Below are 14,187 nucleotides of genomic sequence, written 5' to 3'. Positions count from 1 at the left end.
CTCACTCGTCGAGGCGCGGAGACGCGCCGGAGTGGAGATCCCGTGAGCGCCGACGGCATCACTCCCCGGGCCTGCCCCATCGCCGCCGGACTCGAGGTGCTCGGCGAGCGCTGGAGCCTGCTGGTGCTGCGCGAGATCGCGTTCGGCGAGCACCGCTTCGACCGCATCCGGGCCTTCACCGGTGCGCCGCGGGACGTCCTCACGGCGCGGCTGCGCACCCTCGAGGAGCACGGGGTGATCGAGCGCGTCGCCTACTCCGAGCGGCCGCCCCGCTTCGAGTACCGCTTCACCGAGGCTGGGCGCGACGCCGTGCCCGTGCTGATCGCCCTCGCCTCCTGGGGGGAGCGCTGGGCGCGCGGGCCGTCCGCCGTGCAGCCGTACCAGCACCGCTGCGGCGCCCGCCTGGATCCCGTGCTGCACTGCGCCGAGTGCGGCGAGCGGATGGACGCCGACTCGGTGTCGCTGGCGGGCGACGCCTCCGGCTGAGGCGCGCCCTACGGCGCCACCTCGAACATCCGGGGCCGCAGCGCCGCCGTCCGCGGATCCGCCGCGCACGCCCGCAGCGCGGCCGCCAGCACCCCGGGAGCGGGATGCGCGTCGCGGACGTACACGTCCACTCCCGCCGGGGTGAACGGCGTGCGGGCGAACCGGGTGAGCGCCCAGCCCGCCGCCTCGTCGGCCGCGACGAACGACCAGCGGCTGCGCGCGAGCAGCGTCAGCGGCTCGACGCCGCGCCAGCGGAAGCCGTCGGAATCGTCGGGATCGGGGGCGTCCAGACCGACGACGTGCCGCGTCGAGCGCCGGCCGCGCCAGCTGACGACGTCGGCGATCTCGCCGCTCGGCAGCGGCGCATAGGTGATCGCCACCCCCTCCCTCCCCCGCCACAGCGGCAGGCTCGAGCCGCGGACGAACCAGGTGCCGCTCGCCAGAGCCCTCACGGCAGCGCGTGCTTCACGTTCGAGCGCGCGAGGGCGATCGCCTCGCCGGCTCCGCCGTTCATCACGATCTTCGACATCGCCAGCGCGAAGCCCTTGACCTGCGCACCGGTGACCGTGGGCGGGAGCGACAGGGCGAGCGGATCCGTCACCACGTCGACCAGGACCGGCCCGTCCTCGGCGAGCGCCTCGCGCAGCGCGCCCTCGACGTCCTTCGGATCCTCGACCCGGATGCCGCGGATGCCGACCGCCTCGGCCACCTTCGCGTAGTCGACCATCGGCACGTCGACCGCGAAGTCCGGGAATCCGTCCACCAGCATCTCGACCTTCACCAGCCCGAGCGTGGAGTTGTTGAAGACCACGATCGTGACCGGGAGCCGGTACGCGGCCACCGTCACGAGCTCGCCCATCAGCATCGAGAGCCCGCCGTCGCCGCTGAGCGAGACGACCTGGCGCCCAGGGTGCGAGAGCTGGGCGCCGACGGCCTGCGGCAGCGCGTTGGCCATGGAGCCGTGCAGGTACGAGCCGATCAGGCGGCGGCGGCCGTTGGGAGTGATGTACCGCGCCTGCCACACGTTGCCCATGCCGGTGTCGGCGGTGACGATCGCGTCCTCCGAGAGCAGTCCGTCGAGCGTCGAGGCGACGAGCTCGGGGTGGATCGGTCGGCGCTTCTCGACCTCCGTGTACTTCCCGACGACCCCGGTGACGAGCTTCTCGTGCTTCTTCAGCGTCTTCTCGAGGAACCGGTGGCTCTTGCGCTGCACGAGCGGAGTGAGGGCGCGCAGGGTCGCGCCGACGTCCCCGTGCACGGGGTGCGCGACGCTGACCCGGCGGCCGAGCTTGGACGCGTCGGTGTCGACCTGCGCGATCACGACCTCGGACGCGTCGGGCAGGAACTGCTCGTAGGGGAAGTCGGTGCCCAGCAGGATCAGCAGGTCGGCGTCGTGGATGCCCGCGTGCGCGGCTCCGTAGCCCAGGAGGCCCGTCATGCCGACGTCGTACGGGTTGTCGTACTGGATCCACTCCTTGCCGCGGAGGCTGTGCCCGACGGGCGCTCCGACGAGCTCGGCGAAGGCGACGACCTCGTCGTGCGCGTTCCGCACTCCGGCGCCCGCGAAGATCGCGACCGTCTTCGCGGCGTCGATCGCTTCAGCGAGCGCCCGCACGTCGCCCTCATCCGGCACGAGCACCGCCGGCGACGGCAGCACGAACGCGGGGAACTCCCCCACGGCCTCGAACTCGGCCACGTCGCCGGGCAGGGTGACGACGGCCACGCCTCCCAGCGCGACCGCGCTGCGCATCGCGGCGTTCACCACGCGCGGCGCCTGCGCGGCGGTCGACACGAGCTCGCGGTAGTTCGAGCACTCGACGAACAACCGGTCGGGATGCGTCTCCTGGAAGTACGACGAGCCGATCTCGCCGCTGGGGATGTGGCTGGCGATGGCCAGCACCGGGGCGCCGGAGCGGTGAGCGTCGTAGAGGCCGTTGATGAGGTGCAGGTTGCCCGGTCCGCAGCTGCCCGCGCAGACGGCCAGCCTGCCGGTCAGCTGGGCCTCGGCACCCGCGGCGAAGGCCGCGGCCTCCTCGTTGCGCACGTGGATCCAGTCGATGCCTCCCTTCGTCGAGCCGCCGCTTCTGCGCACGGCGTCGACGATCGGATTGAGGGAGTCCCCGACGATGCCGTAGATCCGGGAGACCCCGGCGTCGATGAGCTGGGCGATGAGCTGGTCCGCGACCGTCTTCTGAGCCATGCCCCCATTCGACTCCCCCTGCCTGGACGTCGCCTCCCGCATCCCCCTGCAGTCGGAGTCGCCCGAGCCCTAGGTTGGGGGAGTCCGCTGTCCCGCGGGCGCGACGCGCCCCCGCAGAACCAGGAGTCCTCCATGAACCGCCGCCGTTCCTCCCTCGTCCTGGTCGCGGCAGCGGCCCTCGCGCTCGGCCTGGGCGGCTGCTCGAGCCTGAACAGCCTCGCCGGCGGCGAGACCCGCGACGAGGAGTCGGGGGAGATCACCGAGGGCGGCACCACCGACGTCTTCCAGCTGCGCGTCGGCGACTGCCTGAACGACGAGCTGACGGAGGAGGCGACGGAGGTCACCGACGTGCCCACCGTGCCGTGCACCGACCCGCACAGCTACGAGGTCTTCCAGAACATCACGATGGCCGAGGCCGACGAGTACCCGGGCGAGGACGCGACCACGCAGCAGGCCGAGGACGGCTGCCTCGCCGCCTACGACGCCTTCGTCGGGCTGACCTACCAGGAGTCGAAGTACGACTTCAGCTACTACTACCCCACCTCCGAGAGCTGGGGCAGCGGAGACAGGACGATCAACTGCCTGATCACCGACCCCGAGGGGCTCACGACGGGCAGCCTCGCGGGCGTCGCGGCCTGATCCGCGCGCAGAACGTCGGCTGACGAGGGGGTCTCCCGGCTGTCAGCGGAGAGACCCCCCTCTCAGCCGACGTTCTGCGGCACGGATGCCGGGTCGGGCCGCGGGAAGGCCCGGAGCAGCGCTCCCGAGACGATCCAGATCGACGCCATCCCGATCACGAGCCAGCCCGCGTCGAGGCCGGAGGCCGCGCCCGCCAGGGTCGCCCCCACCGCGGCGGCGGCCGCCCGGAGCCCCGCGCCGATCGTGAACACCTGCGAACGCACGGCCGCCGGGCTCTCCTGATCGCGCAGCAGCAGCATCGCCGCGTTGGCCGGTGCCGTGAAGACGCCGGCGACCGCGAACGCGACGATCACGACGACGATGCCCAGATCCGGTGCGGCGAGCAGCAGCGCGGCGCCGGTCGCGGCGAATCCCGCCCCCATCACCCACGACGGCGGTCGCCGCGTCCAGCGGCGGGCGGCCACCGCGACGGCGCCCAGGAGGCCGCCGACCGCGAAGGCCGTCAGGATCCAGGCGGCGCCGGCCGTCGTGCCCAGCCGCTCGATAGAGAGGGCGATGGCGGCCACACCGGCGGCGCCTCCTCCGATCTGGCTCAGGGTGCCCGAGAGGGTGACGACCGCGATCGGACGGTGCCGGACGAGATGGGTGATCCCCGCGGCGATCGTGCGGCGGACGCCGACGGTCGGAGCCGGGCGCGCGTCCATCCGCAGCGCCAGCGAGCCGAGCACGCCGATGAGGGCGAGGGCGGCCATCACGAGCATCGCGGCCCGCGCGTCGGCGACGGCGATAGCCAGGCCAGCGAGCGCCGGTCCGCCGATGGACGCCACGTTGTACGAGAGCGAGTCCTGCGCGTAGGCGCGGCGCGCGTCCGGGATCGCGCTGGTGACGAAGCTCGACATCCCGCCCATCGAGACGGGGGTCGAGAGCCCGGCGAGCACGAGGAGCACGGCGATGAGCACGGTGGGCACGTCGCCGAGGAACGCCGCGACCGAGAACGCCGCGGCCGTCGCGATCGCGGAGGCCACCAGCAGGCGGCGCGGATGCCGCACCCGGTCGAGGACCGTGCCGACCAGCGGCGCCGCGACGACGCTCGGGAACAGCGCCGCACCGGTCAGCAGACCGCCGAGCGCGACGTCGTCGAGCCGCTCGACGGCGAGGACGGGGAGGGCGACCACCATGCCCGCGCTCGCGAGGCGGAGGGGGATCGACGCGGCCAGATAGGTGAACGCGCTCATGCGACTCGAGGGGACATCGACTCGATTTTCCCACGGGCGCGGGCGCGACGGGGACGGTAGCGTCGGAGGGCCGGGCCACGCCCCGGCACGACGGGGGACGAGCCATGAGCACGACGAGCGCGCTGACCCGCACGAGCGGCGCCGCGCCCCGCAGCACCACCCGAGCCGTCCTGCTCGGGCTTCTCGCGATGATCGTCGTCCCGGTCGCGATCGCCGTCGCGACGAACTCCTGGTCGGCCCCCGGTCCCGCCGACCACGTGCGGATGGCGCTCGGCTCGGTCATCGGCCAGTGCGTCTCGGTGGTCGGGGCCTGGTGGCTGGCGTTCGACCGGCGCAGAGCTGCCGCTCCGGGCGCCACCTGGTTCTGGGGCATCGCCTGCCTGGTCACCCTCGGCGCGGTGTCGTCGATCGGAGCGGTCGCGGACCGGCTCACCGCGCTGATCGCGGGCTGAGCGCGTCAGGCGGTCGGCACGTCACGCCACCGGCGCGCCGGGCGATCGGCGCGTCCGGCCATCGGCCCCTCAGGCGATCGGCGCCCGTCGCGCCTGCGAGGCCGCGGCCGCGACTCCGAGCCGCCACGGCTCGCCGTGCCCCGGCAGCAGGGTCTGCGCGCCGGTCGCCGCCAGCACGTCGAGCGAGGCGAGCGAGCGGTCGGTGTCGGCCGTGGCCGCGCGCGCCACGAGGTGCGGCCCGGTGCGGGCGGAGTAGGGGTCGAGCGTCACGAGGGCGTCGCCGCCGATCACCGCGCCCCGCTCGGGGAGGTGCAGCGAGACGTGCCCGTCGGTGTGCCCCGGGGTGGCGAGCACGACGGGCGATCCCGGGACGTCGAGCGTCCCGCCCTCGTGCAGGGCCACCGTGGTCGTGAGCGGAGGCACGGCCAGCGCGCCCGCGCGCGCCATCGCGCCGAGCACGGGGATCGCCGAGGGGTGCAGCAGCGGGTACACGAACGGCGTCCGCTGCCGCCGGTACGAGTAGGGGTGCGCCGCGAGCGGGGCGTCCGAGGGGGTGCAGCAGCACCGGGACGCCGCGCTCGGCGAGCCGGCGCGCGACGCCGACGTGGTCGAAGTGCGCGTGCGTGAGCACGAGGGCGTCCACATCCGAGAGCCCGCGGCCCAGCACCTCCAGCGCGCGCAGCAGGTGCGGCCAGGTGCGGGGCAGGCCGGCGTCGACGAGGGTGATCCGCCCGGCCTCCTCGATCAGGTAGAGGTTCGTGTAGGCGTGCTCGATCCGGTGCACCCCGGGGACGACGTCGCGGACGAACGCCGGTCCTCCGCGGGGTGCGCTCCGCCTGCCCTCGCCCCGCTGCGCTGCGTAGTGCCGCGTCATGGTCGTCTCCTCCGCTCCCGGCGCCCGCCCGCCGGACCGCCTGCCTGGACGCTAGGGCCCGCGTCGTGCGCGCGAGAAGGGCGTTGACCGCGGGGCACCGGATCGGGCAGTCACACCCGCGCGCGGCTCCGGAGCCCCTTCAGCGCCAGCTGCAGCGCCGCGAGCAGCAGCAGCGCGGCGAAGAGGATCCCGGACAGCCGCGCGGACAGGAGGAACGACAGCGCGACGCCCGCGAACGAGAAGGCGGTCGCGGCGAGGCCGACGACGAGGCCCGCGCGCACGTCGAGCAGACCCCTCCGCGCGTTGGCGATCGATCCGCTGATCGCGGTCGGGATCATCGCGGCCAGCGACGTGCCCTTCGCCAGCAGATCGGCGAGCCCGAACGCGCCGACGAGCACCGGCACCGCGATGGCCCCTCCTCCGATGCCGAAGAGCCCCGATGCGATCCCCATCGCGGCGCCCAGACCCGCGAACCCCGGCCACACGCCCCAGCCCTCTGCGACGTCGCCGGTCTCGTTCGAGCCGAAGACGGCCATCCGGACCGCGGCGGCGACCAGCAGGGCCACGAAGAGCCAGCGCAGCACCCCCAGGGGGAGCCGGGCCAGGAGCCACGAGCCCAGCAGCGCGCCGAGGACCGCGGCGGCCGCGATCACCGCCGCCGGGAGCCACGCGACCTGCCCGGTGAGCGCGTAGGCGAAGGCGCCGGCCACCGAGGTGGGGGCGATCGCCAGGAGCGACGTCGCCGAGGCGCGGCGCTGGTCCATCGCGGCCCAGGCGACCAGCATGGGCACCATCACGATGCCGCCGCCGACGCCGAACGCCCCCGAGAGGACGCCGCCGATCGCGCCGATCAGTCCGAGGAGCAGGTACTGCCGGGTGCTCCGCGGAGGCGTCGCCGAGTCGTCCGCAGGAGCAGCCGGGGCAGCCGGGGCGTTCGCGTCGTCCGTCACTCCCCCATCGCACCACGGCGAGCGCTCCGCGGGCGAATCCCGTCGCACGGGCGAAACATCGAGTGCGTAGCCTTCGACCTGCAGCGACGCGGCGCCGCCGAGGGGGGCTCGGGCGCCCCGGCGCCGGGAGGGGGACGACGATGAAGCGCACGACCGCGACCACCGGAGCGATCGCGGGCGCCGGAGGCGTGCTGGCCGCGGCCGGCGCGGTGGCCCAGGCCACCCCGTGGCCGTCCGCGCTCGCGATCCGGGCGGTGTTCGAGCGCGAGGCGCGGCGCACCGCCGAGGAGATGCGCCCCTTCGTCCCGGAGGGGATCACGCGCGTCGCCGAGATCGTGCCCGCGCGCGACGGTGCTCCGGCCACGACCGTCGACGTGTTCCGCTCCCCCGGCCCCGGCTCGCGCCCGACGGTGCTCTGGATCCACGGCGGGGCGTGGATCTCGGGCCACCGGCGCGACGTCGAGCCCTACCTCCGCCTCCTCGCCGACGCCGGCTACACGGCGGTCGGCCTCGACTACGGACGCGGCCCCGAAGCGGTCTACCCGACCGCGCCGAAGCAGCTGGTCGCCGCCCTCGAGCACCTGCGCCGCCACGCCGGCCGCCTGGGGATCGCACGCGACGGCATGGTCCTCGCGGGCGACTCCGCGGGGGCGCAGCTCGCCAGCCAGCTCGCGACGGCCGTCACGAACCCCTCCTACGCCCGCGACGCCGGCCTCACCACGACGCTCCCGGTCGATGCGCTGCGCGCGGTCATCCTGCACTGCGGCGTCTTCGATCTCTCCGGTGTCTCCAAGGTCACCGGAGTGGCGGGCTGGGCGTTCCGCGCCGCGCTCTGGGCCTACACCGGCCACCGCGGCTGGTCGGACTCGGCCGCCGGGAGGCAGATGTCGACGATCGAGCACGTGACGCCCCGATTCCCTCCCGTGTTCATCAGCGGAGGCAACGCCGACGCCCTCACGGCCCGGCAGTCGCGCCCGTTCGCCGCGCACCTGCGCTCGCTCGGCGTCCCGGTCACGGACCTTTTCTGGGGCGAGGGCCACGAGGCGCAGCTGGGGCACGAGTACCAGTTCCACCTCGAGCTCCCCGACGCGCGCCTCGCGCTGGAGCGGACGCTCGCGTTCCTGGAACGCATGACCGCCCGGTGACGCGGCGAGCGGTCTCTCTGGCAGTTCGCTGAGGGAGTCCGGTCGCAACGTGACGATCCGGCGCCCCGCCGCGTCCTACTCCCAGAACGCCACGATCGACCGGATCGGGCACGAAGCGGAAGAGGAGACCATGGCCGACAGCATCGCGACCACCACGACGGGCACCGGAGTCGGGCGCACCGTCATCGACGACGCCGTCATCGCGAAGGTGGCGGGCATCGCCGCCCGCGCTGTCCCCGGCGTCCACGCGCTCGGCGGAGGAGCGGCCCGCGCGATCGGCGCCATCCGCAGCGCCATCGGCAGCGACGACCGCGGCCAGGGCGTCAAGGTCGAGGTCGGTGAGCGCCAGGTCGCCGCCGACGTCGTGATCGTCGCCGAGTACCCCGCTGCGCTGCAGTCCGTCGCGGAGGGCGTCCGCTCGGCCGTCGCCGAGGCGATCCGCGAGATCGTCGGCATGGACGTCGCCGAGATCAACGTGACCGTCCAGGACGTCTTCATCCCCGAGGACGACGCGCCCGAGGCCGAGCCGCGCGTCGCCTAGGCGACCCTCACGACCCCGCCGGCGACCGCTCCCCCGGTCGCCGGCCTCCCCGGCCGGTGCACCCGCCCGGCCGATCCGAACACCAGTGGAAGGAGACCCGCATGGGACTCGACGACAAGATCAAGAACGCCGCCCAGGACCTCGCCGGCAAGGCGAAGGAGGCTCTCGGGAACATCCAGGGCGACGAGGGCAAGGTCGAGGAGGGTCGTCGCGACCAGCACGCGGCCGACCTCAAGAAGACCGGTGAGGACGTCAAGGACGTCTTCAAGAACTGACGCGACCCGCGTCCCGGTGCCCCGCCGCCCTCGGCGGCGGGGCACCTCCCGGCCCTCACCCGATTCGGATCCCCCGGTCCCGATCGCGAACGGAGCACCGCATGCAGAACACCTGCGCCCGACCGCTCGACGTCGACGACGCCGTCGCCCTCGTCGCGGTCCTCGCGACCCTCGAAGGACTGCTGGCCTCCCGCGGCCTGCCCGACCGCGAGACCGATCTGCTCCGCCGGAGCCTCGAGCAGGGCGGGAGCGTGCTCCCCGGCGCCGACCTCGACGAGCTCGCGGCCGCGCTGAGCGCTCTGAACGAGCGGCTCCGCAGCACGATCGGCTGACCCGGAGGACTCCGCCCCGCTAGCGTGGAGGCGACCGCACCGGCGCCGATCGATCCCGACACCGTCCGGCACGTCCCCCACTCCGAGGAGCAGCCATGTCCGGCGATCACTTCGTGCTGTCGACGGCCTCCCCGTGGGAGGACCGGACCGACGTCATCGGCGTCTACGCCTCCGACGCGTGGGCGCGCGAGGCCGCGACCGTGTGGCTCCGCTCCCCCGACCGCGAGGCGTTCCCGCGCTGCATCATCGAGTGCTGGAACGGAGCGCACCTGCTCCACCGCGAGGTGATCGAGGGCGTGCCCGACGACGTCAGCGGAACACCGACTCCGTCGTGAGGGCATCGGCCCACGGCTCCCGGGCGGTCGTGACGTCGGCCCCGGAGTCGGCCGACTCGCGGATCGCCAGACCCAGCAGGTGGTCCTGCAGACCGTCGGCGAGCGGATAGGGGGCGGGTCCCTCGCCCCGTGCCCAGGCGCCGGTCGCCCCGACGAGGGCGTCGACGGCGATGTCCTCGTCGGACTGCCGCGCCGCGGGGTGCGGGTTCTGGAAGAGCACGTCGCCGTCCAGCGCGATCGTGTCGAGGTGGAAGCCCTCGAGATTGTGGTCGATCCCCGTCTGCCGCCGGGTGATCCGCGACTCCACCACCGAGCGCGGGCCGGCCATCCGCACGACGCTGTCGCCGTCGATCTCGCCGTGCGACCCGCGGATGGTGAGGCGGCGGTGGCGCACCGGCGAGAACCACTGGTTGTCGACGAAGTCGTACAGCCCCGAGCGTCCGCCGCCGAAGTCGAGCGTCGCCAGGGTGGTCGTCCGCTCCTGGGCCTCGGTCGCGTCGGTCCAGCCGTGCGTCGTCAGCGGGTCCAGGAGCGGTGCACGGAAGTCGCGGGCGCTCACCCGGGTCGCATCGCCGGTGTCGCCCAGGAGTCCGCGCATGATCGAGACGGCGTGGTACAGATGGTTCGAGCACACCTGCACGTGCGTCGGAGTACCGATCACCCCCGAGCGGACCGCGCGCCAGCGGGCGCTGTGCGCGGGCATGAAGAGGCTCTGGTCGGCGACCTGGACGAGTCCGGAGCCGCCGACCTCGTCCCACATCCGCCGCATAGCCGGGACGTCGAGCGCCGGAGGCGTCTCCTCGAGCACGCGGACTCCGCGGCGCACGAGATCGGCCGTGATGCCGGAGGCGGCCGCGACCGGCACCGTGACGAGCACGAACTCGGGATCGCCGTGCTCGACGAGCTCGTCGATGCTCGCGAAGGCCGGCACGCCCCAGCGCGCCGAGACCTCGTCGCGGCGCGCCGAGCGCGAGTGGATCCCGGTCACCTGGAACGCCTCCGGCACGTCGCGGGCGAGGCGGAGGAAGAAGCCGGTGCGCCAGCCGGAGCCGACGATCGCGAAGCGGATCGGGGTCGGGGGTGTCGAGGTCATCGTCGTCGTCCTGTTCTGCGGGGGCGGGGCGGCGTCGCAGCGATCGGTGAGGTCGTGCTCGACCAGTGCGAGGGCCGGTCGAAGTGCGGCGGGAGCGCGGTCGCGGCATCGCCGCGCGTGCTCGAGACCTGCGCCTGGGTGAGGTAGAGGGCGCTCGAGAGATCGGCGCCCGACACGTCGGCGTCGCGCAGATCCACGCCCAGCACGTCGCAGCGGCCGAGGTCGGTTCCGCGCAGATCGGCCGCGATGAGCAGGGCGCCGCGCAGATCGGCGCCGCGGAGGTCGACTGCGCGCAGATCCGCTCCGAGCAGGTCGGCGCCGGGGACGAGCCTGCGGTCGGGTCGGGAGCGCACCCCGGCGCGGGCGGCCGCGCTCGCGGCGATCAGGAGCGGACGGGCGGCGGCGAACTCGCCGTCGACGTCGGCCGCGAGGATCTCCTCCGGCGATGCGAGGGTGAGGGCGTGCACCGCGTCGAAGCGGCGGCGCACGCCGTCCCGGGTGGCGGGATCGACCTCGTCGAGCGCGAGCGCGACGTCGAGGTACCAGAGCAGCTCGTGGAGTCGACGGACCAGCGGGAAGACGGAGAACATCCGCTCGCGCACCTCTGCGTCGCCGCGCCACGAGACGCCGCCGAACGTGTGCGTCGACACCTTCTGACCGGCGCCGAAGCAGTCGAAGACGGTGCAGCCGACGAAGCCCTGCGGGCGGAGGGACCGGTGGATCGTGCACGCGTCCTCGGAGTCGAGGTTCGTGCAGGGCTCCCCCGCGGGCTTGTCGACGGGGAAGTCGCGCGAGCGGGCGAAGGCGAGCGCGACGCAGCAGAGCCCGAAGCAGTTCGCGCAGTCGGCGCCCAGATCCTCGCGGCGGCCGAGCGCGACCCGGGTGCGTGACGACATCGCCTCCGAGCCTACGCCGCACTCAGTGCGCGAGCGCCAGCACGCCGACCACGAGGGCGCCCAGACCCAGGAGAAAGGCGAGCGAGACGAGGCCCTGCCGCCAGGTCAGCCCCGCGCGGCCCACCGCGATCAGGGCGATGGCGGCGAGGACGCCGGCGTAGATCCCGACGCCGATCCACAGCGCGGTGGTCGCCTCGACCCAGCCCAGCACGGCCGCGAGCAGCGCCAGCACCGGCAGCGAGGCGGAGGCGAGCGCGCCGGCGGCGATGCGGAGCATGACGCGCAGCTCCGCCCTCGAGGGCAGCGCGGCGTGGGTGACCTGGTGCGCGATGACCTCGGCCGTGAAGCCCGCCGCCGAGATGCCGACGATCGAGACGACGAGGCTCCGCAGCGCGTGACCGGCGTCGGGGTGGTCGCCGACCGCGTAGATCATGATCACGGCGAGCCCGGTGAAGGTCGCGTAGACGCGCTCCTTCAGGGCCCGGGCGCTCTCCTCGAGCGGGCGGCGCGTGTACGCGGTCCAGCGGGCGATCGGGCCGCCCGGGCGCGGCGCCACGTCAGTACGAGGCGGAGTCGACGCGCGCGGCCGAGGAGTCGCCGGCGAGGCGGGCGGCCAGGTCGCCGAGGATCGTCGCGGAGCCGCTGGTGCCGAAGCGGGTGACGCCGAGTCCGCGGTAGGCGAGCAGCGTGTCGAGGTCGCGGACGCCTCCGGACGCCTTCACCTGGACCGCGTCCGACACGGCGCCGCGCATCAGGCGCAGATCGTGCTCGTTGGCGCCGCCGCCCGCGAAGCCCGTGGCGGTCTTGACGAAGTCCGCGCCGGCGCGCTCGGACGCCTCGCTGCCGGCGACGACCTGCTCGTCGTCGAGGAGGCTGGTCTCGAGGATCACCTTCACGACGTGTCCGTCGGCCGCCTCGACCACCGCGCGGACGTCGTCCTCGACGTCCTGGAGCAGTCCGCTGCGCAGGCGCCCGATGTTGACGACCATGTCGAGCTCGCTCGCGCCGTCGGCGAGGGCCTGGCGCGACTCCGCGACCTTGGCGGCGGTGGAGGTGGTGCCGTGCGGGAAGCCGATGACGGTGCCGACCAGGACACCCGAGCCCTCGAGGCGGCTGACGGCGTGGGCGATGTCGGAGGGGCGGACGCAGACGCTGAAGACCCCGACGCCCGGGCCTCGTCGAGCTGCGCGTCGACCTCGGCCCGGGTCAGCTCGGGCTTGAGGATCGCGTGGTCGATGAGCGCCGCGATCTCGGCGACGCTGGGAAGGCTGGGGGTGCTCATGCACTCGATTTTACCCGGGTGTCCTGCGCGCGCGGACGTGCCGGGTGACGCCGATCCGTCGCGGACGGCTCTGCCGAATGGCTCTCGGCGACCGTTCTCGACGGATCACTCACCCCGGACGATCGTTCACGACGGATCGCGACCGCGGCGACCAGTCGCAGACGCCCTCTCCGGTCGCACCTGCCGATCCACCTGCGGCCGGGACCCGCCGACACCGCACCTCCGGCTCCGGCGGGTCTCGATACGCCCCTCCGGGGCTACTCGACCAGCAGGCAGGCGCAGCAGGCCGACACCTCCGCCCACCCTCGCTGATCGGGTAGCCCGCGCAGCGGGCGTATCGAGATCCCCCACCACGGACGCGAGCCGTCCGCACTCAGACCCCGGCGACAGCGGGTCTCGATACGCCCCTCCGGGGCTCCTCGACCAGCAGGCAGGGACCGCGACGCGAACCGCGAGCTCTGGAGCCCGTCGCGCAAGGCCGAGCGCATCGCGGAATCGCGTGCCAAGCGATTCCGCGGAGCGCTACGCAGGACGCTCTGCGGAACGCGCCCGTCTGCGGAAGCCGACTGCGGCTCGGAGTGCCGACGGCACTCCGAGCACGGGAACACGCAAGGGCCCCGCGATCGTGAGATCGCGAGGCCCTTGCGTGTGAGCGCAGCAACGCCTGGTGATTACCGGCGCTGCGCGCCGGAAATCACCAGCTCGACTTGGTGATGCCGGGCAGCTCGCCGCGGTGCGCCATGTCGCGGAAGCGGACACGCGAGATGCCGAACTTCGACAGGTTGCCGCGGGGGCGGCCGTCGACGGCGTCGCGGCCGCGGACGCGGACCGGCGAGGCGTTGCGGGGGAGCTTCTGGAGGCCGACGCGGGCGGCCTCGCGGGACTCGTCGGTGCCGGCCGGGTCGACGAGAGCCTTCTTGAGCTCCAGGCGCTTGGCGGCGTAGCGGTCGACGATCACCTTGCGCTGCTCGTTGCGGGCGATCTTGCTCTTCTTGGCCATTTCTAGCGCTCCTCGCGGAAGTCGACGTGCTTGCGCACTACGGGGTCGTACTTCTTCAGCACGAGACGGTCGGGGTCGTTGCGACGGTTCTTCTTGGTCACGTAGGTGTAACCGGTGCCTGCCGTCGAACGGAGCTTGATGATGGGACGGACGTCCTGCTGCTTTGCCATTAGATCTTCACCCCACGAGCGAGAATGTCCTTGACGACGGACTCGATGCCACGGGCGTCGATGACCTTGATGCCCTTGGCCGACAGCGTCAGGGTGACGTTACGGCGGAGCGAGGGGACGTAGTACGTCTTCTTCTGCACGTTCGGGTCGAAGCGGCGCTTGGTGCGCCGGTGCGAGTGCGAGATGGCGTGCCCGAAGCCGGGAACGGCTCCGGTCACCTGGCAGACTGCTGCCATGGTTTCCTCCATGTGTGGTTACCGTGGGGCGCACGCGGCACTCGGC

20 protein-coding genes and 1 pseudogene are annotated in these 14,187 nt (G+C 73.6%); 8 read left to right on the top strand and 13 right to left on the bottom strand.

The window, feature by feature from the left end:
- The first annotated feature begins 42 nt into the window (after positions 1-42).
- Positions 43-486, top strand: a complete 444-nt coding sequence (locus tag AC0CID_RS16670) for a winged helix-turn-helix transcriptional regulator (protein ID WP_465227703.1) — start codon at positions 43-45, stop codon at positions 484-486.
- Between the two features lie 8 nt (positions 487-494).
- Here the strand turns inward: AC0CID_RS16670 and AC0CID_RS16665 are convergent, their stop codons facing one another.
- Positions 495-938: a hypothetical protein gene (locus AC0CID_RS16665; RefSeq protein WP_465227702.1), complete on the bottom strand. Its 444-nt coding sequence runs from the start codon at positions 936-938 to the stop codon at positions 495-497.
- On the bottom strand, positions 935-2,686 hold the full coding sequence (locus AC0CID_RS16660) for a pyruvate dehydrogenase (RefSeq protein ID WP_465227701.1): 1,752 nt from the start codon (positions 2,684-2,686) through the stop codon (positions 935-937). Before AC0CID_RS16660 ends, AC0CID_RS16665 begins: the two co-directional genes overlap by 4 nt.
- A gap of 132 nt (positions 2,687-2,818) precedes the next feature.
- Between AC0CID_RS16660 and AC0CID_RS16655 the strand changes: the two genes are divergently transcribed.
- The gene (locus tag AC0CID_RS16655) at positions 2,819-3,325 is read left to right on the top strand and encodes a septum formation family protein (protein WP_251946847.1); all 507 of its coding nucleotides are present in this window, start codon (positions 2,819-2,821) and stop codon (positions 3,323-3,325) included.
- Positions 3,326-3,387: 62 nt separating this feature from the next.
- Here AC0CID_RS16655 and AC0CID_RS16650 read toward each other — a convergent pair whose 3' ends face one another.
- Positions 3,388-4,560, bottom strand: a complete 1,173-nt coding sequence (locus tag AC0CID_RS16650) for an MFS transporter (RefSeq protein WP_465227700.1) — start codon at positions 4,558-4,560, stop codon at positions 3,388-3,390.
- A gap of 104 nt (positions 4,561-4,664) precedes the next feature.
- On the opposite strand from AC0CID_RS16650, the gene AC0CID_RS16645 reads away from it, so the two are divergent.
- A complete protein-coding gene (locus AC0CID_RS16645) occupies positions 4,665-5,012 on the top strand; it encodes a hypothetical protein (protein WP_465227699.1) in 348 nt (115 codons plus the stop codon).
- A 69-nt stretch (positions 5,013-5,081) separates the two neighbouring features.
- Here AC0CID_RS16645 and AC0CID_RS16640 read toward each other — a convergent pair whose 3' ends face one another.
- From AC0CID_RS16640 to AC0CID_RS16630, 3 genes and pseudogenes are all read right to left on the bottom strand, one after another.
- Complete coding sequence (locus tag AC0CID_RS16640) at positions 5,082-5,504, bottom strand: MBL fold metallo-hydrolase (RefSeq protein ID WP_465227698.1); 423 nt, start codon at positions 5,502-5,504, stop codon at positions 5,082-5,084.
- Positions 5,505-5,583: 79 nt separating this feature from the next.
- A pseudogene (locus AC0CID_RS16635) lies at positions 5,584-5,886 on the bottom strand (MBL fold metallo-hydrolase); the annotation flags it as partial.
- A 110-nt stretch (positions 5,887-5,996) separates the two neighbouring features.
- A complete protein-coding gene (locus AC0CID_RS16630; protein WP_465227697.1) occupies positions 5,997-6,836 on the bottom strand; it encodes a sulfite exporter TauE/SafE family protein in 840 nt (279 codons plus the stop codon).
- A 140-nt stretch (positions 6,837-6,976) separates the two neighbouring features.
- Here AC0CID_RS16630 and AC0CID_RS16625 point away from each other — a divergent pair, with 140 nt between their 5' ends.
- The 5 genes from AC0CID_RS16625 (at position 6,977) to AC0CID_RS16605 (ending at position 9,464) form a co-directional block, all read left to right on the top strand.
- Positions 6,977-7,981, top strand: coding sequence for an alpha/beta hydrolase (locus AC0CID_RS16625; protein WP_465227696.1), 1,005 nt, complete (start codon positions 6,977-6,979; stop codon positions 7,979-7,981).
- Positions 7,982-8,111: 130 nt separating this feature from the next.
- Positions 8,112-8,522, top strand: coding sequence for an Asp23/Gls24 family envelope stress response protein (locus AC0CID_RS16620; RefSeq protein ID WP_251946858.1), 411 nt, complete (start codon positions 8,112-8,114; stop codon positions 8,520-8,522).
- A 101-nt stretch (positions 8,523-8,623) separates the two neighbouring features.
- Entirely contained in the window at positions 8,624-8,797 is a 174-nt protein-coding gene (locus tag AC0CID_RS16615) for a CsbD family protein (RefSeq protein ID WP_465227695.1), read from the top strand.
- 101 nt (positions 8,798-8,898) lie between these two features.
- Complete coding sequence (locus AC0CID_RS16610; RefSeq protein ID WP_465227694.1) at positions 8,899-9,129, top strand: hypothetical protein; 231 nt, start codon at positions 8,899-8,901, stop codon at positions 9,127-9,129.
- 95 nt (positions 9,130-9,224) lie between these two features.
- The gene (locus tag AC0CID_RS16605) at positions 9,225-9,464 is read left to right on the top strand and encodes a hypothetical protein (protein WP_207406870.1); all 240 of its coding nucleotides are present in this window, start codon (positions 9,225-9,227) and stop codon (positions 9,462-9,464) included.
- Here AC0CID_RS16605 and AC0CID_RS16600 read toward each other — a convergent pair.
- From AC0CID_RS16600 to rpmB, 7 genes are all read right to left on the bottom strand, one after another.
- Positions 9,439-10,557: a Gfo/Idh/MocA family protein gene (locus AC0CID_RS16600; RefSeq protein WP_465227693.1), complete on the bottom strand. Its 1,119-nt coding sequence runs from the start codon at positions 10,555-10,557 to the stop codon at positions 9,439-9,441. The two genes, AC0CID_RS16605 and AC0CID_RS16600, sit on opposite strands and share 26 nt — an antisense overlap.
- Positions 10,554-11,453 (bottom strand): pentapeptide repeat-containing protein, encoded by a 900-nt coding sequence (locus tag AC0CID_RS16595; protein WP_465227692.1) that lies wholly within the window; start codon positions 11,451-11,453, stop codon positions 10,554-10,556. Before AC0CID_RS16595 ends, AC0CID_RS16600 begins: the two co-directional genes overlap by 4 nt.
- Positions 11,454-11,475: 22 nt before the next feature.
- Positions 11,476-12,009 (bottom strand): hypothetical protein, encoded by a 534-nt coding sequence (locus AC0CID_RS16590; RefSeq protein WP_465227691.1) that lies wholly within the window; start codon positions 12,007-12,009, stop codon positions 11,476-11,478.
- Position 12,010: 1 nt separating this feature from the next.
- Positions 12,011-12,739, bottom strand: coding sequence for a deoxyribose-phosphate aldolase (gene deoC / locus AC0CID_RS16585; protein ID WP_465227690.1), 729 nt, complete (start codon positions 12,737-12,739; stop codon positions 12,011-12,013).
- A 690-nt stretch (positions 12,740-13,429) separates the two neighbouring features.
- Positions 13,430-13,735 (bottom strand): 30S ribosomal protein S14, encoded by a 306-nt coding sequence (gene rpsN, locus AC0CID_RS16580; protein ID WP_055786161.1) that lies wholly within the window; start codon positions 13,733-13,735, stop codon positions 13,430-13,432.
- A gap of 2 nt (positions 13,736-13,737) precedes the next feature.
- Entirely contained in the window at positions 13,738-13,905 is a 168-nt protein-coding gene (rpmG, locus tag AC0CID_RS16575) for a 50S ribosomal protein L33 (protein WP_027692168.1), read from the bottom strand.
- On the bottom strand, positions 13,905-14,141 hold the full coding sequence (rpmB, locus tag AC0CID_RS16570; RefSeq protein ID WP_055786157.1) for a 50S ribosomal protein L28: 237 nt from the start codon (positions 14,139-14,141) through the stop codon (positions 13,905-13,907). Before rpmB ends, rpmG begins: the two co-directional genes overlap by 1 nt.
- Positions 14,142-14,187: the final 46 nt, after the last annotated feature.

The sequence above is a fragment of the Rathayibacter sp. AC451 genome, assembly GCF_979253095.1.
Note: the sequence above shows the minus strand (reverse complement) of the source record. Positions and strands in the feature narration are given on the sequence as shown.